Below are 22601 nucleotides of genomic sequence, written 5' to 3' on the forward strand. Positions count from 1 at the left end.
ACGGAGCGTCATCGCACGGGGTCAAACGGGGGAAGCACCAGCATGTTCGGGATCATCAGACCGTGCCGCCACAGCCTGTCCGAATCGCTGCGCACGGAGTGGCTGGCGCACCTCTGCGGCCTCTGCCTGGCCCTGCGCGACGACCACGGGCAGCTGGCCAGGACCGCCACCAACTACGACGGCCTGGTGATCTCCGTGCTGGTCGAGGCCCAGTCCACGGCCGGCCCGGACCGCCGCAAGGCCGGGCCCTGCCCGCTGCGCGGGATGCGCGGCGCCTCGGTGGCCAGGGGCGAGGGGGCGCGGCTGGCGGCGGCGGTCTCGCTGGCGTTGGCGGCGGTGAAGGTCGAGGACCACGTGCTCGACGGTGACGGTGCGTTCGCCCGCCGGCCGGTGGCGGGGGCCGCCGGGATGGTGGCCCGGCGCTGGGGGCGGCAGAGCGGGCGGACGGGCGAAGCGGTCGGGTTCGACACCGCCGTGCTGGTCCGGGCCGCCGAGCGGCAGGGCGCGTTGGAGCGCTCGGCCGGTCTCGGCAGCCCGGTGCTGGCCGTCACCGAACCGACCGAGACCGCCACCGCCGAGGCGGTGGCGCACACCGCCGTACTGGCCGGGCGTCCGGGGAACGCGGCCGCGCTGCACGAGGTGGGCCGGCTGTTCGGCCGGCTGGCGCACCTGCTGGACGCGGCCGAGGACCAGGCGGAGGACGCCCGTACGGGGGCCTGGAATCCGCTGACCGCCACCGGCACCGACCGCGCGGAGGCCGAGCGTCTCTGCCGCGACGCCGTGCACGGGATCCGACTGGCCCTCGCGGAGGTCGAGTTCACCTCCCCCGCACTGGCGCACCGGCTACTGGTGCACGAGACCGGCCGCGCGGTCGACCGGGTCTTCACGCCCACCGCGCACTCCCACCCCCACCAGGCCCCGCCGCAGGCACCCGGCCGACCGCCGCACGCGCCCGAGCCGCCCCGCCCGAACCGTTCCCTCCCCGCCGCCTGCGCGATGTGGGCCTTCATGGCCTGCACCTGCCAGCTGCTCTGCTGCGAGCACGAGGACCCGTTCAGCGGACAGCGCAAGGAGGGCGCCTGCGCCAACGCCGACTGCGGCAACTGCGACTGCAGCGGCTGCGGTGACTGCTGCAGCTGCTGTTCGGACGGGTGCTGCTGCGACGGGTGCGACGGCTGCGGCTGCGACTGCTGAGGGCCGACCGGATCGGGGCCCGCAGCCGGGAGCGCTCAGGCGGGGTGCGGGCCCGGCTGCGGGACCATCCGGTCCAGGCCCTTGCGGTCGTAGTACCGGGTCATCGCGAAGCCGAAGGCCAGGGCCACCACGAAGCCGATCGCGATCATGATCCAGCCCCGGGTCAGTCCGGCGTCGGCCCGGGCGTCGAAGTAGAGGATCGACCGGACGCCGGCGGCCAGTTGGCGCATCGGCTCGAAGACCGCGAGGAAGCGGTAGAAGCCGGGGACGGCCTCCAGCGGCACCGTGGCGCCCGAGGAGGGCAGGGCCAGCGCGATGAAGACGAACATCGCGACCAGCTGCCCGATGCTGCCGAAGGCCGCGTTGATCGCCTGCACGCCGAGCCCGACCGACAGACAGGCGCAGTAGGAGAAGAGCCAGAGCAGCACCCCGTGCGGGGCGTCCATGCCGAGGATCGCGATGGTGGCGAGCATGACCAGACTGGTCGTCAGCACCGAGAGCCCGGCGGTCATCGCCATCTTCAGCACCAGGGTCTGGGTGCGGCTGATCGGCACCGTCGGGCGGCGGGTGTGCCAGGGGCCGATCTCGGTGTCGGCGTAGCCGAGCGCGGTGTCGACGCCGCTGTGCACGATGTTGGCGCAGAGGAAGCCGGCCAGCACCAGCAGCAGGGTGTAGTAGAAGGCGCTCAGGCCGAGCCCGGTGTGGGCGCCGATCGGGTGGCCGACCTGGGTCCTCACCTCCACCGGGTCGGCGAGCAGCAGCTGCGTGGTGGCGCTCGCCCCGGCCAGGGCGGGCGAGGCGGTGAGCTGCTTGCCGACGGTCAGCGACACCTGGTGGGCGGACCGCTGGGTGATCTGGGCGGCCAGCGAGGAGCCGAGGCTGCCCATCCCGGGGTTGGTCAGCACGGTGAGGGCGGGCCGGGCGGTGGCCTGAGCGGTCGTCAGCCCGGCCACGGTGGCGGTGAAGTCGGTGGGGACGACCAGGGCGCCGTAGACCTTGCCCGAGTCCAGCTGGTCCTGGGCCTGGGCCCGGTCGAGCAGCCGCCAGTCGACCTGCCCGGCCGGGGTGCCGCCGGTGACGGCCGCGGTCACCTGGGTGCCGAGGTTGGCCTGCTGTCCGGGCAGCGGGGCCCCGGTGTCGGAGTTCACCAGCGCGATCGGCAGCCGGTCCAGGCTCTCCGAGGGCGTGAGGATGCCGCCCATGTAGAGCAGCGAGAGCAGCAGGGTGACCAACGCGCTCAGCACCCCGGGGGCGATCCAGAGCTTCCAGCGGCGCAGCACCCGCCCGGCGGTGGCCTGCGGTCCGGGGGCCTTCGGGGGGATCGCGCTGGACATTCCACTCCACGTGCTCGGAGGTCGACGGTCGCCGCTTCCCCTCGACCATAGGCCGCGGCCGGCGCCCTCCCCCGGCACGACACAGCCGCGCCCGGCGGCCGGTGCACGGGGCACCGACCGCCGGGCGCGGTGGGACTGAGGGGGTGTCGGGTCAGAACTGCGCGCTGACGGTGACGCCGCTGAAGTCCGTGACGGCGTGGAGGCTGACGTAGCGGTAGCCGGCCGTCGGGTTGTTCACGGTGATGGACTGGGTGGTGCCGGTCTGGGTCGACGAGGCCGTGAAGGCGCTCGGCGAGGCCCAGTTGTCGGCGTTGTAGTACAGCGCCGCGGTGCCGGTGCCGCCGGAGGTGGTGACCTTCAGCGTGGTGGTGCCGGCCGGCAGGTAGAGGTACATGTAGTCGGTGTTGCCCTTGGTGCGGGCGCGGTCGGACCGGGAGCAGTTCTTGCCGAGCTCGTCCAGCCGGGCCTGGGTGCAGGCCGGCAGGGTGACCGGGCCGCCGTCGACCAGGGTGGTGACGGTGGTCGGCGTGGTGGCCGAGCGGCCGGTGTCGTCGGTGGTGGTCAGGGCGACGGTGTAGGAGCCGGCCTTGGCGTAGGTGTGGCTCGGGTTGCGCTCCTCGGAGGCCGGGGTGCCGTCGCCGAAGAACCAGCTCCACTTCACGATCCGGCCGGAGCCGGTCTGCAGCGAGCGGTCGGTCAGCGAGACGGTGGCGCCGTTCACGGTCTGGTCGAACACCGAGGTCGGGCCGGGGGCGTAGCAGGCGCCGGCCGCGCAGGCGTCCAGCCAGGTGCTGAAGTCGGCGTCGTAGGAGGTGCCGAGACCGTTGTAGAAGGCGTAGGCGCCCTGGTAGTCACCGACCCGGAAGCGGTCCATGATCGTCTTCACGTCGGCGGGGTGCTTCTCGAGCATGTAACGGACCGCCAGGTAGCCCCAGGGGTAGACCCGGGTGGAGTCGGCGTTGCCGTAGGTGGTCTGGAAGAGCTCGCTCAGCTTGTAGGTGTGCTTGGCCGCCTGCGCCATCGCGTCGACGTCGGTCGCGCCGCGGTAGGTGTAGGAGGTGTACTCGGCCAGGCCCTCGACCCACCAGATGGTCGGGACCGACATCTGGGTGGAGAAGTTGCCCTTCATGTCGTAGATCGCGTCGAGGTAGTGGGTGTACTCGTGGTTGAGGTTCCACACCCGCGCGGTGTCGTTGACGTTCCAGGCCTTCTGGTACATCACGGTCCGGGCCTGGTTGGCCGGGTCGGTGGCGTCCATCACGGTCTGGCCGCCGTTGTCGGTGCCGTTGTTGAAGATCGGCCACGAGTAGGTGGTGTAGTCGGCCTTGTTGGCGAAGATGCCGAACACCACGGTCTTGGCGTACTGGTTCGGGATCGCGCCGCTGTCCTTGACCACGTTGTGGAAGAAGGCGTCCTGGCCGCGCAGGCTGGCGCAGACCGCGTCCAGCTCGGCGCGGGACAACGCCTGGGCCTTGAGGATGCGGTTGTCGCAGGTGAGCTGGTTGGGCAGGACCTTGGCGGTCATCACGGCCGGCAGGTCGCAGGTGCCGTAGGTGCCGCAGTCACCGGGCCAGCTGACGCTGATCTGGTAGGCGGTCTTCACCCAGAGGGCGCCGTACGGGCCGGGGATCGGGGAGGCGTCGAGCACCCGCTTGACCTGCGGGCGGGCGACCGCCGCGATGGTGGAGTTGAAGCCGGAGAGCTTGGCCAGGTTGTTGCCGGCGTTGGCGGTGATGCCGCCGTTGGTGCCGGCGAACAGGTCGCGGTGGTTGACGGCGAAGTCGCCCAGCGTGGTGAGCAGGCTGGTGTCCGCGGTCAGCGCGTTGGTGAACTGCGGGTTCCAGAAGCCGCGCCAGGTCGGGAAGCGCAGGATCGCGTTGACCGCGCCGGCCATCTTGGCGTTGGCGTCGTAGGACTTGTCGAACGCGTTGAGGTAGCGCTTGTAGACGTCCAGGTAGCTGCCCTGGAGGTTGATGCTGTCGGTGAGGACCAGCGTCTCCCGCAGGGTGTCCGCGTTGGCGTCGCTGACGTCGTTGGAGCGCGGGTTGGCGAAGTAGGCGTCCGCGCCGGCCTTGGCCGCGTTGACCAGGCCGGTGTCGTAACTGCCCACCGTGCTGGAGAAGTTGGACTGCGCGTACCAACCGGCCCGAAGGAACAGCACCAGCTGCAGGATGCCGTTGCCGTTGTTCCCCGCGTACGCGGTGGCCTTGTCCTTGTAGGCGGCGGCGACCGGCAGCATCTGGGACTGCTTGAAGACGCCCGGCGCGGTGGTCGCGTTGACGCCGTCGAAGAGCGTGGAGACGCAGTCGGTGGTGGAGGCCTGGATGAAGTTGACCAGGTCGGCACCGGTGCGCGAGCTGAAGTCGGCGGGGGTGCAGCTGGCCGCGTCGGCGGCGGCGGCCGCGAGCCCGGCGGTCTTGCCGGCCGGCTTGCCGGCGGGCTCGGGGGTCTTGGTGGCCGCGCCGGTGGCCTTCAGCTCGACGGGCTGGCTGAGCACCTCGGGGGACAGGGGGGCGTCCGACTCCTCGAAGCGCTCCGAGTCGGCGGCGCGGTCGGCCAGGGTGCCCGCGGGCTTGGGGGACGCGGGGGCGGTGACGGCCGACGGCTTGCCGCCGACCGCTGCGGGGGCGGCGGTCGCGGTGGCGGGCAGCAGGGTGCCCGCCGTGATACAGCCGGCCACCAGGCCTGCTGCGAGGGTGGGCAGGGGTATGCGCAGACGCACGGCCAAGTCCTCTTCTTGTGGGGGTAACTCACGGGACGTCAGGCGGGCCAAAGGGGGAATTGGCATGCATCCTGCCACCACCGGGGCCATAGAACAATGTCACAGTTCATATGACATACCCCGGACCTCCCCGGGATGGCCCCTCCACGGACACCCCCGTACGCTTCGGGTCACAGCCGTCCTGACCAGGCAGTCCTTACCGAACCCAGGGAGCAGTACCGTGACCGCAGCCTCCATAGCCGTCGTGACCAGCGGAATCGGCCTGGAGCTGGACGCCGACCTGCCCAAGGTGGTGAAGGCCCTGCGGGCGGCCGGCGCGAGCGCGGAAATTCTCATCTGGGACGACCCCTCGGTGGACTGGGGGCGGTACGACCTCGCGGTGATCCGTTCGACCTGGGACTACTCGGAGCGGCTGGCGGACTTCCTCTCCTGGACCGAGCGGGCCGGCCGGGCCACCCGGCTGCTCAACCCCGCGGCCACGGTCCGCTGGAACAGCGACAAGCACTACCTCGCCGAGCTCGCCGCCCGGGGCGTGCCGACCGCACCCACCCGCTTCGCCGAGCCGGGCGGGGAGTTCGGCCCCGAGGACCTCCCCACCGGGCGGGGCGTGGTGGTCAAGCCCGCCGTCTCGGCGGGCGCCGTGGACACCGCGCGCTACGAGGCCGGGCGGGCCGGGGACGCCCTGCGGCACGTGCGGATGCTCACCGGGCAGGGGCGCGCGGCCGTGGTCCAGCCCTACCTGCGCCTGATCGAGGAGGGCGAGCGCGCCCTGGTCTTCTTCGCGGGCGCCTTCAGCCACGCGATCCGCAAGGGCCCGGTTCTCACCGAGCCGAACGTCATCGACAACGACCGCACCGCCCACCCCGGCGTGAGCGCGTACGAGCCCACCCCCGAGGAGCTCGCCACCGCCCGCGCCGCACTGGCGGTGGTCCCCGCCCCCGGCGCCCCGCTGCTGGCCCGGGTCGACCTCGCGCTGGACGACGACCGCCGCCCGGTGGTGATGGAGCTGGAGCTGATCGAACCCAACCTCTTCCTCGCCCACCACCCCGACGCCCTCGGCCGCTTCGCCGCCGCCGTCACCTCCCTCGCACAGCACGGCGCCCCGTGACCGGGGCGGTCACGGGGCGCTGAGGGTGCGTCAGCCGGGCGTCGGCGGCGTCGGACGGGGTCAGACGGCGGCCGGCGCCGCCGCCTCGATGGTGCGGATGGTGCGGGTGGCCGGGGAGACCGTCAGGCGGACCACCGTGCCGGGGACGACGGTGGCGCGGCGGGCCGGCAGCGCCCAGGCCGTGGTGCGCTCGGCGTCGCCGGTGTCCAGGGCCAGGAACAGCGGGGCGTCCTCGTCCTTGCGCGGCTCCACCCGGAGCACCTCGCCGGTGAGCACCAGCGGAGCGCCCCGCTCCCGGACGGCGAGCACCAGGTACCAGACCGTCAGGAGCGAGAAGGCGGCGATCGCCACGCTCTCGCCGAGCAGCGGGCCGGGCGTCTCGAAGGCGTGCTCCATCCAGCCGTTGCCGCTGGCGAAGTTGCCCGGCATGGTCGCCAGGAAGGCGGCGAACAGCGTCCAGCGGCCGAACTTCTCGGCCACCGCGATCGCGGCCAGGGCGATCGCCACCCAGCCGAGGGTGAGCAGCAGGCCGGCCCGGCGCAGCGAGTGCTCCGCCTCCGGTCCGGTGACCGCCCACTCGGGGCGGCGCAGCGCCGCGAACAGCACCAGGCAGACCACCACCAGGGCGGTGGCGCCCGCGAGTTGGAGCAGCTTGCCGGTCCCGGCACCGAAGCCGGGGTGCAGCCTCGGGTAGCGGATCCGGACCGGTCGCCAGGTGCCGCCGTAGGAGGACCAGACCCGGCGCTTGTCGCCGGAGTCGAAGCCCAGCAGCCGGGCCGCGTCGCTGGTGACGCCGAGCGCGGCGCCGTAGCCGAGGTAGCGGTCCCAGACCGTGACGGCGGCGGGCGGCAGGGCGCCGAACTCCTCGTGGGCGCGCAGCCAGCCCTGGACGCCGGCCCAGTGGCCGGCCCGCTCCAGGCCGCGCGGGGTGGCGCGTTCGTGGCCCAGCACCCGGGTGAGCACCCAGCTGAACGGGACCAGTGGGAGCAGGGCGGCGGCGACCACGCCGCGGATGCCGTGGTGACCGGCCAGTCCGGCCCCCGCGAGCGCCGCTCCGGGGAGGCAGGCCAGCACGCCGAGCAGGCCGATCAGCACCGGGCCGAACCGGGGGCGGGAGATCCCGCGTTGCCAGGCCTCGGTGACGATCTCCTTGCGCAGCGCGGCGTTCCACGCCTTGGAACGCTCCTCGGCCCGGAAGGCGATGGCCCCGATCGGGGCGCCGTCGGCACCGGCCCGCTCGGCGGTGCGCAGCAGCACCCGGCGCTCGTAGGGGGTGAGGTCCTCGGCCGCCTTGCCGGTCAGGTGGACGGTGGTCCGCGCCGGCTCGTTGCCGGGCTGGCGCAGTTCGAGGTGGCCTCGGGCGGCCAGGTCGAGCAGGGTGGCGGCGGCCGCGTTGTCCACGGAGCGCCAGCCGTTGGCCAGCAGGGCGACCAGGGCGGGCCGCTCGGGGTCCTCGCCGAACTCCTGGGTGGCGGGGCCGGGCCGCACGGCGCCGTTCCGGGTCGCGGCCAGCGCGGCGGCGAGCACCGCGAACCAGAGCACGGCCAGCCCGAGCGACGCCCAGTAGAGCTGGGTCTCCAGGCTCACGCGAACCTCACCTCGGTGGGCGCGTCCGCGACCGGACCGGCCTCGAAGTACTCGCGGTGGCCGTGGGTGCCGCCGATGCCGGCGACCAGGTTGGCCGGGAAGCTCTCCAGCGCGTTGTGGTAGCTCTGGACGGCGCTGTTGTAGAACTGCCGGGCATAGGCGATCTTGTCCTCGGAGAGGGTCAACTCCGCCTGCAGGTTGGAGAACTGACGGTCGGCCTTGAGCTGCGGGTAGCTCTCGCCGAGGGCCAGCAGCTTGCCCAGCGAGGCGGTCAGCACGTCCTCCGCCGCCGCCTGGCCGGCCACGGTGAGGCCGCCGCCGGTGGCCGCGCCGCGGGCCGCGATGACCGCCTCGAAGGTGGCGCGCTCGTGCGCGGCGTACCCGCGGGCACCTTCGACCAGGTTCGGTATCAGCTCGTGACGGCGCTTCAGCTGGACGTCGATCTGCGCCCAGGACGCCTTGGTCTGGTTGCGCAGCCGAACCAACCGGTTGTAGGTCCGGACCACCCACCACACGGGGAGCACCACCAGGACCAGGACCGCGACGAGCACACCGATGAGGACACCCACGGTGTCGACCTCCAGAGGGGAAGAGACCTCGCACTCCGTGGAGGTCGGGCAAAGATCCCATGGATATCACGCCGGGGACACCGGCCCGAAGGGGGTTTCCTCCGGGCCGGTGCGCGGTGCTACTTGAGGCCGCTGTCGAGCGCGTTGATCAGGGTGCCCGACGGGGTGTCACCCGTCATCTCCCAGATCATCGCGCCGAGCAGGTTCTTGTTCTTGATGTAGGCCGCCTTCTTGCCGATCGACCAGGCGTCGTCGAAGGTCCACCACTGCCCGCCGGCCCCGGTGTAACCGAAGGTGGAGACGGACTGCTCGTCGTGGACGACCGTCATCCCCGGGAAGGTGGTGATCAGATTGTTGTAACCGCGGGTGCCGGCCTCCTCGGCGAACTGCCCCGGCGCCGCGCCGGTGGCGGCCTGCCACTCGCCCTTCACCCCGCCGTCGGTGACGCCCTGCCAGCCCCGGCCGTAGAACGGGAAGCCGATGGTGAGCTTGCGCGGGTTGACCCCGGCGTCCAGGTAGGCCTTGACCGCCGCGTCGGTGGAGAACTTCACCGGGTACGGGTCCTGGGCGTCGGCGTAGAGGTTGGCCTGGTGGCCGGCCCGGTTGGGCTCCCAGGAGTTGTCGCTGCCCGCGCCGTGGAAGTCGTAGCCCTGGACGTTGGCGATGTCCAGGTACTTGAAGATCTGCGACAGGTCCCAGCCCTGGTTGATCTTGGCCGGGTCGGCGGGGGTGAAGGCGGTGAGCAGCTTGTGCGAGCCGCCCAGCGCGTCCAGCTGCTTGCGGAACTCGGCCAGCAGCGCGGTGTTGTTGGCCTTGTCGTTGACGCTCCAGTGGTTGCCGGCGTGGCCGTCCGGCGAGCCGGGCCACTCCCAGTCCAGGTCGATGCCGTCGAAGATCCCGGCCGCCACCCCGGGGCCGCCGGCCCCGTTGTAGGCGGGCAGGTCGCCCTTGATCCAGACGTCCAGGCAGGACTTGACGAACTTCTGCCGGGAGGCGTCGGTGGCCGCCACGTCGGAGAAGTACTTGGAGTAGGTCCAGCCGCCCAGCGAGACCACAACCTTGAGGTGCGGGTACTTGGCCTTGAGCTTCTTCAGCTGGTTGAGGTTGCCGCGCAGCTTGCCCCAGCCGTCGTCGGCCACCCCGTCCACCGACTGGGCGGCGCTGAACGCACGGCCGTAGTCGGCGTCCGCGTCACCCGCACCGGTGCCCTGGTCCGGGTCCTGCGGATTGGCGGTGGTGCCCTTGGTGACGCCCGCCAGGCAGGTCAGGTTGACCGGGTCGATGTTCTCGAAGGCGTAGTTGATGACGTCGAGCTTGGCGGCCGAGCCGGAGGTGTCGAGGTTCTTGACGAAGTACTGGCGGCCGTAGATTCCCCACTGGGTGAAGTAGCCGACCCGGGTGTACTTGCCCGGCCCGGCCAGGTCACCGGTGGTGGCGGTGAGCGGGGCGGAGAGCGGGGAGAGGTTGTCCACCGCGTCCCGGGCCCGCACCGTGAAGGTGTACGAGGTGGCGGGGGCGAGCGAACTCACCGTCGCCGTGGTGCCGGTGACGCTCTGGGTGAGCGCACCGTCCCGGTACACGTCGTAGGAGACCACTCCCACGTTGTCGGTGGAGGCGTTCCAGGCCAGCGCGATCGACCCCGAAGTCACCGTGGTGGCACGGAGGTTGGTGGGCGCGGTGGGCGGCACGGGGTCACTGGCCGGGTCGGTCGTGGTGAACTGCACCACCGGGCTGACCGGTCCGGCGTTGCCCCGGGTGTCCTTGGCCCGGACGGTCAGGCCGTACGCGGTGGCCGGGGTGAGCCCGGTCGCGGTGCCCGAGGTGCCGGTCGAAGTCCCCACCACGGTCGAGCCGTTGAGGATCTCGTAGGAGGCGACGGGGTAGTCGCCCGGGGTGGCGGCGGGCCAGCTCAGCGCGGCGGACTTGGTGGTCAGCGCGGTGACCACCGGCTTGCCGGGAGCGCCCGGTGGCACGTCGGGGGTGCCGTCGCACTTGTCGCCGTTGACCGTGCAGCCGGTCGGCGTGCCGATCGGGCCGTTGGCGACGAACCAGAAGCTGTACGGCTCGGTGGTCGCGTTCGGCTGGACGGTGGCGTTGTAGTAGGCGTTCTTGGCCACCACGTGACGGCCCGTCACGGTGGCGTCGCCGTTGTAGCTGCCGCTGATGGTGACGCCGGCCGGGAGGTCGAACTCCAGGGTCCAGCCGGTGACGGCGGTGGTGGTGGCGTTGCGGACGATGAAGGTGCCCTTCCACCAGGAGCCGTTGTCGGCCGTGGTGAAGGTGGCGGTCAGCCGTCCGGCCGCGTGCGCGGGTGGGGCCGCGAGCGTGGCGAGGAGGGCGACCGGGAGCAGCAGCGCGGTGCTCAACAACGCGAGCAGCCTGCTCCTGAGATGGGTGGGCATGGTTCTCCTGTGGGTGTGGGGGTTCCGTACAGGGGGTTGCAGAACCGTGCTTGCCGTCCGGTCGGGTGACGGCCGAATCGCACTGGGCGATGTGAGGATGAATGTAGGAGGACTGGACCACAGCGTCAACAGGTCCATACCATTTGCGCGACGCCGTCAAGCCCCGGGGCGTGCACCGACCATGCCCCGGCCCCCCATGTCCTGACGGTCCGTCTGCTCGGTACCAACCATCCCCCACTGGAGGTACTCGTCTTGCGTACCCGTATCCGCCTGCTCTCCGTGGCAGGCGCCGGCATCCTGGCGGCCGCGGCGGCACTCACCGTGCCGACCACCGCCCAGGCGGCCAACCTGTTGACCAACCCCGGCTTCGAGACCGGGACGCTCTCCGGCTGGTCCTGCACCGGCGGCCTCGGCTCGGTGGTCTCCAGCCCCGTCCACGGCGGCTCCAAGGCCCTTGCCGGCGCGGTGAGTTCGAGCGACACCGCGAAGTGCACCCAGACCGTCGCGGTGCAGCCCAACACCGCCTACACGCTGAGCGGCTGGGTCCGCGGCAACTACGTCTACCTCGGCGTCACCGGTGGCACCTCCACCTGGACCCCGTCCGCCTCCGCCTACACCAAGCTCTCGGTCTCCTTCACCACCGGGGCGAGCCAGACCAGCGCCGAGATCTACCTCAACGGCTGGTACGGGCAGGGGACTTACAACGCCGACGACATCAGCCTGGACGGCCCCGGCGGCAGCAACGACACCCAGGCGCCGACCGCCCCCGGCACCCCGCTCTCCACCGGCAAGACCTCCTCCACGGTCTCGCTCACCTGGGGCGCGGCCACCGACAACGTCGGCGTCACCGCCTACGACGTCTACCAGGGCTCGACCCTGGCCACCACCGTCGGCGGCACCAGCGCCACCGTCTCCAACCTGAGCGCCAACACCGCCTACACCTTCACCGTGAAGGCCCGCGACGCGGCCGGGAACACCTCCCCCGCCTCCAACGCGGTGAGCGTCACCACCGACCCGGGCACCACCCCGCCGCCCGGCTTCAAGCAGGCCGCGCCCTACCTCTACAACGGCTGGGGCAACCCGCCGTCCCCGACCACGGTGATGAACGCGACCGGCATCAAGTGGTTCACCATGGCCTTCATCCTGGCCCAGAACGGCTGCAACCCGACCTGGGACAGCCAGCGGCCGCTGCTCGGCGGCGTGGACCAGACCGTCATCAACCAGATCCGGGCGGCCGGCGGCGACGTCGTCCCGTCCATCGGCGGCTGGAGCGGCAACAAGCTCGGCCCCAACTGCTCCACCCCCGAGGCGCTGGCCGGGGCCTACCAGAAGGTGATCGACGCCTACGGCCTCAAGGCCATCGACGTGGACATCGAGAACACCGACGAGTTCGAGAACGCCACCGTCCAGGACCGGATCATCACCGCCCTGAAGATCGTCAAGAACAACAACCCGGGCCTGCGGACCATCCTCACCTTCGGCACCGCCACCAGCGGCCCGACCTCCTGGGGCAACCGCCTGATCGAGCAGTCCAAGGCGCTGAACGCCAACATCGACGTCTTCACCATCATGCCGTTCGACTTCGGCGGCGGCGCCGACATGTACGGCTCCACCGTCAGCGCGACCGAGGGCCTGAAGACCAAGCTCAAGTCGGTCTTCGGCTGGGACGACGCCACCGCCTACGCCCACCTCGGCATCAGCGGCATGAACGGCCTGAGCGACCAGCAGGAGCTCACCAGCACCGACACCTGGACCAAGATCCGCGACTGGTCCAACACCAAGCACATCGCCCGCCTGGCCTTCTGGTCCGTCAACCGGGACCGGCCGTGCCCCGGCGGCGGCGTGCAGGAGACCTGCTCCGGCACCTCGCAGGCCGACTGGCAGTTCACCAAGATCACGGCCGGCTTCACCGGCTGACGCTCCGGACGACCGGGCCGCGCCTGCCGGAGCGTCAGAGCTCCAGCAGGCGCGGCTCGGTGGCCGCCACCGCGCCGACCACCGCGCCGCGCGCACCGTCCTCCCAGTCCAGCAGGTGCAGCCCGTCCCACCGGCCGCGCAGCGGCGAGCCGTCCAGCGGCAGGGCGGAGAGGTCCACTCCGGCCAGGGTGTCCAGCGTGGCGCGGCCGACCTTGATCAGCGCCTCCTTGCGCACCCAGAGCCGAAGGAACGCCCGCTCCGGTTCCGGGTGCTCCTTCAGCCGCGCCAACTCGGCCGGGGCCAGCACCCGTTCGGCCACCTCGGCGACCATCCCCCGGGACGGCTGCTCCACGTCCACCCCGACCGGGCCGGGGCCGGCCGCCGCGGCCACCACGCCCTTCCCGTGCGAGAGGCTCACGTGCACCTCCGGGTGCTCCGCCAGGTACGGCCGGCCGTGGCCCTCCTCCTCGCAGTCCGGGCAGCGCTGGAGCAGCGTCAGGGCGGCGGCCTCCGTACCGAGCAGCCGCGCGGCGCACTCGCGCACCAGCACGTGGGCCGCGACGAAGTCCTCCCGGGTCGACGCGTGCCGGAACCGCGCGGCCCGGGCCCGCTCCACTCCGGTCAGCAGCCCCTCCCCCGCACCGGCCCGCGCCAGCACCTCCGCACTGCCCGCGACCACCACCAGCGGCTCCACCACACGCCTCCCTCACTCGATCCGCCCGAGCCTACCCCCCGCCCACGCACCACCGGCCCTGGCCGGACGCAAGCGACCAGCAGCAGGACGCGCGACCCATGACGCAGACGGCAAGGCCCACGACGCGGCACGCGGCCGAGCACCGCCCCGCCCCTGCCGGCCGCGACCCGGCCCGTCATGCGCGGCCGCGTCCAGGCTGACACCGCCTCAGTCCCGCCCTCCCCTCCTCTCAACTCCCGTCCCGCCGACGGCGGTAGTGCCGGGCCACCCGGGCGCGGTTGCCACAGGTGGCCGGTGAGCACCAGCGGCGCCGGGGGTTCGCGGGCACGAACATCAACGCGCAGTCCTCGGCGGCACAGTCCCGCACAGCGGCCAGCACCTCCCCGCCGGTCACCAACTCGGCCACCGCCTCAGCGAGTTCACCCGCCAGCCGGGCCGAGGCCGGGCCGGTGCGGCGCAGCCGGTAGACCGGCCCGGCCGGGCCGGGGAGCAGCTCGCCCACCAACGGGGCCGCCAGCAGCCGGGCGTTGAGCGCGTCGAGCACCGCCCCCGGCACCGGCTCGCCCCGCCGGACCCTCCCGACCGCGACCACCGCCAGCTCCCGCACCTCACGGACGGCGGTCAGCTCGGCCGGCCCGGTCACCGCCGGGACCTCCAACAGCCCGCGGGCCTCCTGGAGTTCGAGCCAGCGCCGGAGTGCCGCCGGATCGGCGAGCTGGTCACCGTCCCGGGGACGGGTGTTGAGCAGATCCAGGGCGAGCGGTTCACCGATCAGTGGGTCAGCCATGTCACTAATGCTAAATCAATCCCTTGACACATTAGAAGAGCCTGCGAGAAGCTAACGCCATCAGCCACCAAGGAGGCATTAGAGATGATCGCCCGCGTCCGCCACCGCCACCTCGACGTCGACGGCCTGCGGCTCTTCTACCGCGAGAGCCTGCCCACCGATCCGGACGCCCCGGTGATGCTCCTGCTGCACGGCTTCCCCTCCGCCTCGCACCAGTACCGCCGCCTGATCGACGTCCTCGGCACCCGCTACCGCCTGATCGCCCCGGACTACCCGGGCTTCGGCCACAGCGACGTCCCCGCACCGGCCTCCGCCGGCGGCCCCTTCGCCTATACCTTCGACCACCTCGCCGAGGTCACCGAGCGCTTCGTCGAACTCCTCGGCCTGGAGCGCTTCGTGCTCTACGCCTTCGACTTCGGCGCCCCCGTGGGCTTCCGACTGGCGCTGCGTCAGCCGCACCGCATCGCCGGCCTGGTGGTGCAGAACGCCAACGCCTACACCGAGGGCCTCTCCCCGATGGCCCGCGACTTCATCGCCCTGCGCCCCGGGCAGCCCGGCGCCGAGCAGACCGTCCGCGAGCTGCTCACCCTCCCGATGACCAGGGGCCAGTACGAGGGCGGCACCGTCGACCCCGAGCTGATCGCCCCCGAGGGCTGGACCCTCGACCAGCACTTCCTCGACCTGCCCGGCCGCACCCGGCCCCAGCTCGACCTCGCCTTCGACTACCACTCCAACGTCGCGCAGTACCCGGCCTGGCAGCAGTGGCTGCGCGAGCACACCCCGCCCACCCTGGTCCTCTGGGGCCGCAACGACGCCTTCTTCCCCGCCACCGGCGCCGAGGCCTACCTGCGCGACCTCCCCGAGGCCGAGCTCCACCTCTTCGACACCGGCCACTTCGCCCTCGAGGACCACCTCCCCGAGATCGCCCCCCTGATCGCCGACTTCCTCGACCGCACCTGGAAGCCCTGACGACCGCTCAGCCCGTCCCCACGGTCCGCCGGTAGACCACCGAACCCCGCACCTCGAACCCCGCCCGCTCGTACAACCGGTTCGCCGCCGCCCGCGAGGGCCTCGAGGTCAGATCCACCGTCCGCGCCCCGCCCTCCTCCGCCAGCCGGACCGCCTCGGCGGTCAACGCCGCGCCCACGCCGTGCCCACGGGCCCCCGCGTCCACCACCACGTCCTCGATCCGGGCCCGCAGCCCGCTCGGCAGCGGGAGCAGTACGAGGGTCAAGGTCCCGACGATCCGCCCGTCCAGCCGGGCCAGCAGCACGGTGTTCGCCGAGCAGGCCAGCAATCCGGCCACCGCCTCGCGGTCCAACGGCTCGGCGCTGCCGGACAGTTGCGGCAGCAGGCGGGCGAAGGCCTCGACCAGCTCGCCGTCCGCCTCCCGGGCGATATCCACAAGAACGCTCATGACCGCACAGCCTAGGGGAGGCGCCCGGTCAGCGGCGGTGCGCGGCCTCGGCAGTGCCGGTGCGTCCACCGCCGCCGCCTGCCGCGCCGCCCCGTGCGCCGCTGCCGTCCGGATCGGCCGGGCTCTCCCGCAGGGCTACGACGCACGGCGTCCCGTGCCGCGCCGCGGGTGTCGTCCCGGAGGTCCGGGGTAGGTGCCCGTACACAGACCGAGGGAGGCCGCCATGACCGTGCCCGTGCCCCCGAACCCGGACACCCACCCGCCGTTCCCCGAGCCGCCCCGCCCGGACCCCTTCCCCGGGCCGCCGCCCGGACCGGGGCCGCGCCCGCCGCTGCCCGACCCGGACCCTGGCCCGCCCCCGGCACCCGATCCCGCACCTCCGCCCCAGGAGTGACCGCCCTCCCCCGGGAGTGGCCACGGCAAGGTGCGTGAGTACGCGACGGACCTGACCCACCCCTCCCCCGCGGGGTCGGCACCCGCTAGCCTCCGTCAGTGCACAGAACAGCGAAGAAGCAGAACCGGATCCTCGCGGTCTGTCTGGCGGGCGGCTTCACCACCATGCTGGACAACTCCGTCCTCAACATCGCCGTCCCCGCGCTGCGCAGCACCCTGGAGGCCTCGGCCACCCAGATCCAGTGGATCGTGGCCGGCTACTCGCTCGCCTTCGGCCTGGCACTGATACCCGGCGGACGGCTCGGTGACCTGCGCGGCCGCAAGCAGTTCTTCGTCGCCGGGATCGCCCTGTTCGTCGCGGCCGGCCTGCTCGCCGCGGCCGCCACCGACCCGTGGCTCCTGGTGGTCCTGCGGCTGCTCCAGGGCGCGGGCGCCGGCCTGGTCAACTCCCAGATGATCGGCACCCTCCAGGACGTCTTCACCGGAGCGGCCCGCACCAAGGCCCTCGGGCTCTACCAGGTGACCTGTGCGGTGGCCATCGCCCTGGGCCCGCCGCTCGGCGGAGCCCTGATCCCGCTGGCCGGGCCGGAGTGGGGCTGGCGGCTGGCCTTCCTGATCAGCGCCCCGTCCGGACTGGCCACGCTGGTCCTGGCGGTCCGTCACCTCCCGCGCCCCGCCCCGCGCCCCGCCTCCGCCGCCGGGGCGGCGCACGGCCTCTCCTCCCTGGACCCGCTCGGCCTGCTGCTCACCGCCGCCATCACCGTCGCGGTGATGCTCCCCTTCGTCACCTCCGCCGCGCTCCCCGCCCAGCTGGGCCTGGGCGCCGCCGCCCTGGCCCTGGCCGTCCTGCTGGCCTGGTGGCAGCGGCACTGCGCGGCGACCGGCCGTCAGCCGCTGATCCACCCCTCGCTGCCGCGCTCCGCGCCGTACACCCTGGGCACCCTCACCGCGATGGCCCAGTTCGGCGCCTCGCTGGCCGGCAGCCTGGTGCTGGTGATGTTCCTCCAGGACGGGCTGGGCCTGACGCCCCTCGCGGCGGCCGCCGTCACTCTGCCCTCCGCGGTGGCGATGGCGGTGGTCTCCTCCGTGGCCTGGCGCGCCGTCCAACGCTTCGGGGCCCATCTGGTGCCGCTCGGCCTCACCCTGGCGCTGGCCGCCGTCCTGCTCAGCGGTCTCGCCGCGCTCTGGACCTCGGGGTCCTGGCTGCCCGTGCTGCTCGGCCTCGGCCAGCTCTGCACCGGGGCCGCGGCCGGCCTGGTGGTCTCCCCCAACCAGGCCCAGGTGCTCCGCTACGCCCCCGCCGAGGCGGCCGGGGTGGCGGGCGGCATCCTCCAGATGTCGCAGCGGATCGCCGCCGCCGTCGGCATCTCGGCGATCTCCGGCATCTACCTCAACAGCTCCGCCGCCACCCCGGGCGCCGCCTACTTCCAGGCCGCCCTGGCCTGCACTGCGGTCTTCGCCGTGGCCCTGCTGCTCTCCGTCCTCGCCAACCGCAGCACCCCCGAGCAGCCGACCGCCACCCCGGCCGCCCGCCCCGAGGTCCGGGAGGGCGCGGCACGGGGCGACTGATCCCGGCCGGAGCCGGTGACCCGCCGTCAGGCGCTGGCCAGCGCCACCCGGACGGCCTCGGCCACCGGCTCCGCCCCGGCGGTGAGCTCCAGGGTGCGGCCGATCGCCGCATGGGCGTCCAGCAGCTCCAGCAGCACCCGGGCCACGTCCTCCCGGGGGACGGGCGCCAGCGGCAGCGCCGGCACCGCGAGCCGGACGAAGCCGCTGCCCGGCTCGTCCAGCAGCGGGCCCGGGCGCAGCACCGTCCAGCCGATCCGACGGGCCCTCAGGTCCTCCTCGGCCGCGCCCTTGGCCCGCAGGTAGTCGGTGAACTCCTGGTCCATGCCCGGCGCCCCGGCCCGTTCGATGCCCATGGTGGAGACCATCAGGTAGCGCGGCACCCCGGCCAGTTCGGCCGCGTCGGCGAACAGCACCGCTGCCGCCCGGTCGACGCTGTCCTTGCGGGCGCTGCCGCTGTTCGGCCCGGCGCCGGCGGCGAACACCACCGCGTCGGCCCCGCTCAGCCCGCCCGCCAGGTCCTCCAACGAGACGGACTCCAGATCGCAGACCACCGGCCGGGCCCCGACCGCCTTGAGGTCCGCGGCCTGGGCGGCGGAGCGGATCAGGCCGGTCACGGTGTCCCCGCGCGCCGACAGCAGCCGCTCCAGCTGGAGCGCGATCTTCCCGTGCCCACCGGCGATCACCACGTGCATGCCCCGACGCTAACCCGCCGCCGACGACGGCGCCCGCCCCCACGCCGAACGGCCGGTGCCCCGGCCCTCACGAGGAGGACCGGGGCACCCGGGGTCCGACGCCGTTTCAGCTCACTCCACCGGCGCCTTGTCCCGCAGGATCCGCACGAACTCCCGCATCCAGCCCGGGTGGTCCGGCCACGCCCGGGCGGAGACCAGCTGGCCGTCGACCACGGCCTCGGCGTCCTCGTAGACCGCGCCGGCCCCGGTCACGTCCAGCTCCAGCGCCGGGTACGCGGCCGTGCGACGGCCCGTCAGGGCGCCGCCCGGCAGGGTGATCAGCGGGCCGTGGCAGATCTGCGCGACCGGCTTGTCGCCCTCGAAGAAGTGGGCCACGATCCGCTTCACCTGCGGGTCGTTGCGCAGGTACTCGGGGGCGCGTCCGCCGGGGATCACCAGCGCCACGTACTCGGCCGGGTCGACGTCCTCGAACGCCACGTCGGCGGGCCAGGTGTAGCCGGCCTTCTCGGTGTAGGTGTCGAAGCCGGGCACGAAGTCGTGCACCACGAACTGCAGCGTCTTCTTCGACGGCGCGGCGACGACCACCTCGTAGCCCTCCTCGCGCAGCCGCTGGTACGGGTAGAGCACCTCCAGCGACTCCGCCGCGTCACCGGTGACGATCAGGACCTTCGCCGTCATTCCACGCCCTTCGCAGACCGGCCGCCCACCCACGTGGACGGTCCGCCCCCACCCTTCCGCGCCGGGCCGTCCACCGGCAACGGACCCTGGTGATCACGCCCGCTCCGTGCTTCCGCGCGCCCCCCGTGCGCTCCCTGTGTGCGCCCCCTCCTTCGCTCCCCGGGCACCCCTCTCGCGCCGCCCCCGCCCGGCCCGTACCGTCGGCAGCAGACCGACCGGAGGAGAACCCGTGCCGTACTCGCTGCCCATCGAGGCCGCCACCGTCCCCAATCTGCGCGACCTCGGCGGCATCCCCCTCGCGGGCGGACGCACCGTCAGACCCGGCCTGGTGCTGCGCTCCGGGCAGCTCGACCGCTTCGCACCCGGGGCCGACCCGCTCTTCGACGCCCTGGGCGTGCGCACCGTGGTGGACCTGCGCACCGACCGCGAACGCGCCGCCCGGCCCGACGTCATCCCGCCCGGCGGCCGCCTGGTGGTCGCCGACGTCCTCGCCGACCTGGTCAGCTCCGGCGCCGCCTCCAAACTCGGCACCGTGACGGCCGACCCGCTCGCCGCCAACCGCCTGCTCGGCGACGGCCGCGCCGCCGAGGCACTGATCTCCGACTACCGCTCCTTCGTCGCCGGCGACTCCGGCCGCGCCGCCTACCGCACCCTGCTCACCGAGCTCGCCTCGCCCGCCGACGGGCCCGTCCTCTTCCACTGCACCGCCGGCAAGGACCGCACCGGCTGGGGCGCCGCCCTCCTGCTCCTCCTGCTCGGCGCCGACCCCGCCACCGTCGAGGCCGAGTACCTCGCCGTCAACCCGGCCGTCCGCGCCGCCTTCGCCCCCGTCGTCGAGGCCTTCACCGCGGCCGGCGGCGACCCCCGGGTCACCGAGGAGCTGCTCACCGTCCGGCCCGCCTACCTGGCCGCCGCCCTGGAGACCCTCACCGACGGCTGGGGCGACGCCGAGACCTACGCCCGCACCGCCCTCGGCCTCGACGACGAGACCCTCGACACCCTGCGGACCGAGCTGACGGCCTGATCCGGCACCGCGTGGTCGTCCGCCGGCGGCCACACCCTCGGGGGCGCGAGGCTCTGCTGATCTGCGGCTCCGCCGCGCGGGCGCGAGTCGGAAGGCGGCCCACCTGCACCTAAAGCTCCGTCAGCCAGTTGCACGTGCTGCCGTTCCCCTACCTGTAGTTCTCCGCGCCCCGGGGTGGCCACTCTCCCTAGGTCACCGAGGTCCCCGCCACGGCGCCCAGGCCGTACGTGACCGCCGAGGCCAGTGCCACGATCAGCAGTTGCCGCCCCGCCGTCCGCCACGCACCCCGCCCCGAGCCGCGCCCGAGCGCCCCGCCGACCACCAGCGACGCCACCGCCGTGATCACCACCGAGGCCAGCACCGCGCCGTTGCCGCTCGCGAAGAACCACGGCAGCAGCGGCAGCAGCGCCCCGACCGCGAACAGCAGCAGCGAGGAGACCGCCGCCACCATCGGCGAACCGGCGTCCTTCGCGCTCACGCCGTACAGGATCCGGGTGCTCGTCTCCGAGGCCGACCGCCCCGTCACCACGCCCCGGCTGGCCCGCACCGCCGTCTCCCGGTCGAGCCCCCGCTCCCGCAGACTGGCCGTCAGGTGCCCCAGCACCACCGGCGGGGAGAGCCGCCACGCCTCCCGCAGCGAGCCCTCCATGCCCCGCGCCACCTCGGACTGGCTGCGCACCGAGACCCACTCGCCGGCCGCCATCGAGAGCGCCCCCGCGACCAGGCTGGCCAGCCCCGACAGCCGGACCGTTCCGGCCTCGGCCGCCGCGCCCGCCACCCCGAGGATCAGGCACAGGTTGGTCACCAGCCCGTCGTTGACCCCGAGCACCGCCGCCCGGATGCCGCCGCCGGCCAGCCGCTCGGCGGTGGCCCGCATACCGGCCAACTCCCGTTCGGCGGCCGCGTCGTCCCGCTCCGAGCGCAGCTCCGGCCGCCAGTGCGGCGCCAACACGTCCCAGTCCGGCCCCGGCACTGCCATCCCGGATCACCACCTCTGTCGTCCCGTCGCTCCGCAGCGTACGGTGACGCCCTGCTGACGGAGGGTCAGGACCCCCGTGTCGGTTTGACGTTCTCGGCATTCCGGGGATACCTGTCCATGACAATTCATTGTCAGACTCACACCCGTCGTTCACCCCCTCTTGTCCAGCGCTTGACCCTCCCGAGCACCTCGCACCCCAGCGTCCACCCCCATCCGTCCACCCCACTGGACACCCCCTGGACACCCCCACTGGAGGTCCCGTGTCCGTCGAGCTGCATCCAGCCGTCTCGGCCCGGTCCGACTTCGGCGCCCGGCTGCGCCACTGGCGCCTGCTGCGCGGCCTGAGCCAGGCCGAACTCGGCCGCCGCCTGGGCTACGACGACTCGCACATCAGCCGAGTCGAGAACACCCGCCGCTGGCCCCCCGCCGGAATGGCCGAGCGGATAGACGAACTCCTCGACACCGAAGGCGAGTTGGCCGAGCTATGGCCCCAGGTGGAGCGCGAGCGGCGGCGCCTGTCGCAGCACAGCCGCAGCCTGGCCGCCGGCCCCGGCCCGGAGACCCTGGCCCAGCTGCTGGTGACCTACCGCAGCGCCGCCCGCGCGGTCGGCGGCCACGCCCTGGTCGACGTGCTGGAGCACCACACCCGGCTGGCGGCCCGTCAGCAGCGCACCGCCCCCGCCGCCGAGCGGGCCAGGCTCGGCGCACTGGCCGCCCGGTACGCCGAACTGGCCGGCTGGGCCCGCTTCGACCGGCTGGAGTACGGGCGGGCGCTGGCCTGGTACGAGTGCGGCCGTGAGTGGGCGCTGGCCGCCGACGACCTGGCGGTGGCGGCGCTGTTACTGGCCCGGCAGAGCGCGGTGCACTGGGCCTCCGGACACGCCGCCGCCGCACTCGGCTCGGCCAGGACCGCCGCCGCGCACGCCGCCCGCTCCGGACGGGCGGTCGCCGAGGCCCGGGCCGCGCTCGCCCAGGCCCGCGGCCACGCCCTGGCCGGGGACCGCGCCGCCGCCGAGGCCGCCCTGGAGCGGGCCGCCGACCGCACGGCCGCCGCACCCTCCACCGAGGCCGGCACCCTGCTGCTGCTCACCCACGGCACCTGCCACCGCGACCTCGCCGTCCGCACCGGCCGCCGCACCCACGCCCGGGCCGCCGCCGACGCCCTCGAACAGGGCCTGACCCGGCTCCCCCCGGAACAGCAGCACTACCGCAGCCTGGTGACGGCCCGCCTGGCCGGCGCCCTCGCCTGGGCCGGCCGCCCCGAGGCCGCCGCCACCGCTCTGGCCCGCGTCCCCGCCGCCCTCGGCCGCGTCGCCGAGGAACGCCGCCAGTCCGAACGCTGGCTCGCCCGCCACCACCACCTCTGACCCACGGCGAACCCCCAGGGTGGCCACCCCGGGGGCGCGAGGAACTGCGCGCGGGGGAACGGCAGCACCTGCAACTGGCTGACGGAGCCTCAGTTGCAGGTACGCCGCCACAGCCCTGGGGACGAGTCGACAAACCGGCATATCCACTGCGGGAGCTGGTCAGATCAT

General features: G+C 73.4%; 18 protein-coding genes. 7 read left to right on the forward strand and 11 right to left on the reverse strand.

Annotated features, from left to right (window positions below):
- Positions 1-42: 42 nt before the first annotated feature.
- Positions 43-1194: a DUF5685 family protein gene (locus ACWEPF_RS28845; RefSeq protein ID WP_452174845.1), complete on the forward strand. Its 1152-nt coding sequence runs from the start codon at positions 43-45 to the stop codon at positions 1192-1194.
- Positions 1195-1229: 35 nt separating this feature from the next.
- On the opposite strand, the gene ACWEPF_RS28850 is transcribed toward ACWEPF_RS28845, so the two are convergent.
- Entirely contained in the window at positions 1230-2528 is a 1299-nt protein-coding gene (locus tag ACWEPF_RS28850; RefSeq protein WP_345281082.1) for a YhgE/Pip domain-containing protein, read from the reverse strand.
- A gap of 151 nt (positions 2529-2679) precedes the next feature.
- Entirely contained in the window at positions 2680-5250 is a 2571-nt protein-coding gene (locus tag ACWEPF_RS28855; RefSeq protein WP_452174846.1) for a collagenase, read from the reverse strand.
- Between the two features lie 220 nt (positions 5251-5470).
- Here ACWEPF_RS28855 and ACWEPF_RS28860 point away from each other — a divergent pair, with 220 nt between their 5' ends.
- Positions 5471-6358 carry an ATP-grasp domain-containing protein gene (locus tag ACWEPF_RS28860; RefSeq protein WP_452174847.1) on the forward strand — a complete coding sequence of 296 codons (888 nt, stop codon included), beginning with the start codon at positions 5471-5473 and terminating at the stop codon, positions 6356-6358.
- Between the two features lie 60 nt (positions 6359-6418).
- On the opposite strand, the gene ACWEPF_RS28865 is transcribed toward ACWEPF_RS28860, so the two are convergent.
- The 3 genes from ACWEPF_RS28865 to ACWEPF_RS28875 all read right to left on the reverse strand — a co-directional run bounded on the left by ACWEPF_RS28865 (position 6419) and on the right by ACWEPF_RS28875 (position 10916).
- Complete coding sequence (locus ACWEPF_RS28865; protein ID WP_452174848.1) at positions 6419-7945, reverse strand: DUF2207 family protein; 1527 nt, start codon at positions 7943-7945, stop codon at positions 6419-6421.
- Positions 7942-8514: a LemA family protein gene (locus tag ACWEPF_RS28870; RefSeq protein WP_452174849.1), complete on the reverse strand. Its 573-nt coding sequence runs from the start codon at positions 8512-8514 to the stop codon at positions 7942-7944. The genes ACWEPF_RS28865 and ACWEPF_RS28870 overlap by 4 nt, the downstream gene beginning before the upstream one ends.
- A gap of 119 nt (positions 8515-8633) precedes the next feature.
- On the reverse strand, positions 8634-10916 hold the full coding sequence (locus ACWEPF_RS28875; protein WP_452174850.1) for a glycosyl hydrolase family 18 protein: 2283 nt from the start codon (positions 10914-10916) through the stop codon (positions 8634-8636).
- A 252-nt stretch (positions 10917-11168) separates the two neighbouring features.
- Between ACWEPF_RS28875 and ACWEPF_RS28880 the strand changes: the two genes are divergently transcribed.
- On the forward strand, positions 11169-12833 hold the full coding sequence (locus ACWEPF_RS28880; protein ID WP_452174851.1) for a carbohydrate binding domain-containing protein: 1665 nt from the start codon (positions 11169-11171) through the stop codon (positions 12831-12833).
- A gap of 34 nt (positions 12834-12867) precedes the next feature.
- Here ACWEPF_RS28880 and ACWEPF_RS28885 read toward each other — a convergent pair whose 3' ends face one another.
- On the reverse strand, positions 12868-13527 hold the full coding sequence (locus ACWEPF_RS28885; RefSeq protein ID WP_345281040.1) for a 4'-phosphopantetheinyl transferase family protein: 660 nt from the start codon (positions 13525-13527) through the stop codon (positions 12868-12870).
- Positions 13528-13756: 229 nt separating this feature from the next.
- The gene (locus ACWEPF_RS28890) at positions 13757-14314 is read right to left on the reverse strand and encodes a CGNR zinc finger domain-containing protein (protein WP_449795143.1); all 558 of its coding nucleotides are present in this window, start codon (positions 14312-14314) and stop codon (positions 13757-13759) included.
- Between the two features lie 84 nt (positions 14315-14398).
- Between ACWEPF_RS28890 and ACWEPF_RS28895 the strand changes: the two genes are divergently transcribed.
- Complete coding sequence (locus tag ACWEPF_RS28895) at positions 14399-15283, forward strand: alpha/beta fold hydrolase (protein WP_452174852.1); 885 nt, start codon at positions 14399-14401, stop codon at positions 15281-15283.
- Between the two features lie 7 nt (positions 15284-15290).
- Here ACWEPF_RS28895 and ACWEPF_RS28900 read toward each other — a convergent pair whose 3' ends face one another.
- Complete coding sequence (locus ACWEPF_RS28900) at positions 15291-15731, reverse strand: GNAT family N-acetyltransferase (protein WP_345281035.1); 441 nt, start codon at positions 15729-15731, stop codon at positions 15291-15293.
- Positions 15732-16223: 492 nt separating this feature from the next.
- On the opposite strand from ACWEPF_RS28900, the gene ACWEPF_RS28905 reads away from it, so the two are divergent.
- The gene (locus tag ACWEPF_RS28905; protein ID WP_452174853.1) at positions 16224-17693 is read left to right on the forward strand and encodes an MFS transporter; all 1470 of its coding nucleotides are present in this window, start codon (positions 16224-16226) and stop codon (positions 17691-17693) included.
- Between the two features lie 26 nt (positions 17694-17719).
- Here ACWEPF_RS28905 and ACWEPF_RS28910 read toward each other — a convergent pair whose 3' ends face one another.
- Together ACWEPF_RS28910 and ACWEPF_RS28915 are read right to left on the reverse strand one after the other, a co-directional pair.
- Positions 17720-18385: an SDR family oxidoreductase gene (locus ACWEPF_RS28910; RefSeq protein WP_380148396.1), complete on the reverse strand. Its 666-nt coding sequence runs from the start codon at positions 18383-18385 to the stop codon at positions 17720-17722.
- Positions 18386-18496: 111 nt separating this feature from the next.
- Positions 18497-19063, reverse strand: coding sequence for a DJ-1/PfpI family protein (locus tag ACWEPF_RS28915; protein ID WP_449795140.1), 567 nt, complete (start codon positions 19061-19063; stop codon positions 18497-18499).
- 229 nt (positions 19064-19292) lie between these two features.
- Here ACWEPF_RS28915 and ACWEPF_RS28920 point away from each other — a divergent pair, with 229 nt between their 5' ends.
- Positions 19293-20087, forward strand: a complete 795-nt coding sequence (locus ACWEPF_RS28920) for a tyrosine-protein phosphatase (RefSeq protein WP_452174854.1) — start codon at positions 19293-19295, stop codon at positions 20085-20087.
- Positions 20088-20274: 187 nt separating this feature from the next.
- Here the strand turns inward: ACWEPF_RS28920 and ACWEPF_RS28925 are convergent, their stop codons facing one another.
- Positions 20275-21066 carry a VIT1/CCC1 transporter family protein gene (locus ACWEPF_RS28925; RefSeq protein WP_452174855.1) on the reverse strand — a complete coding sequence of 264 codons (792 nt, stop codon included), beginning with the start codon at positions 21064-21066 and terminating at the stop codon, positions 20275-20277.
- Positions 21067-21326: 260 nt separating this feature from the next.
- Here ACWEPF_RS28925 and ACWEPF_RS28930 point away from each other — a divergent pair, with 260 nt between their 5' ends.
- Entirely contained in the window at positions 21327-22433 is a 1107-nt protein-coding gene (locus ACWEPF_RS28930) for a helix-turn-helix domain-containing protein (protein ID WP_452174856.1), read from the forward strand.
- The last annotated feature ends 168 nt before the right edge of the window (positions 22434-22601 follow it).

It is taken from the genome of Kitasatospora sp. NPDC004289 (genome assembly GCF_053602875.1).

What these genes read in the sequence shown, in the direction of transcription:
- ACWEPF_RS28895 (WP_452174852.1), top strand. Translation starts at nt 14,399, where the DNA reads ATGATCGCCCGCGTCCGCCACCGCCACCTCGACGTCGACGGCCTGCGG.
- ACWEPF_RS28890 (WP_449795143.1), bottom strand. Translation starts at nt 14,314, where the DNA reads ATGGCTGACCCACTGATCGGTGAACCGCTCGCCCTGGATCTGCTCAAC.
- ACWEPF_RS28875 (WP_452174850.1), bottom strand. Translation starts at nt 10,916, where the DNA reads ATGCCCACCCATCTCAGGAGCAGGCTGCTCGCGTTGTTGAGCACCGCG.
- ACWEPF_RS28925 (WP_452174855.1), bottom strand. Translation starts at nt 21,066, where the DNA reads ATGGCAGTGCCGGGGCCGGACTGGGACGTGTTGGCGCCGCACTGGCGG.
- ACWEPF_RS28850 (WP_345281082.1), bottom strand. Translation starts at nt 2,528, where the DNA reads ATGTCCAGCGCGATCCCCCCGAAGGCCCCCGGACCGCAGGCCACCGCC.
- ACWEPF_RS28910 (WP_380148396.1), bottom strand. Translation starts at nt 18,385, where the DNA reads ATGCACGTGGTGATCGCCGGTGGGCACGGGAAGATCGCGCTCCAGCTG.
- ACWEPF_RS28845 (WP_452174845.1), top strand. Translation starts at nt 43, where the DNA reads ATGTTCGGGATCATCAGACCGTGCCGCCACAGCCTGTCCGAATCGCTG.
- ACWEPF_RS28900 (WP_345281035.1), bottom strand. Translation starts at nt 15,731, where the DNA reads ATGAGCGTTCTTGTGGATATCGCCCGGGAGGCGGACGGCGAGCTGGTC.
- ACWEPF_RS28915 (WP_449795140.1), bottom strand. Translation starts at nt 19,063, where the DNA reads ATGACGGCGAAGGTCCTGATCGTCACCGGTGACGCGGCGGAGTCGCTG.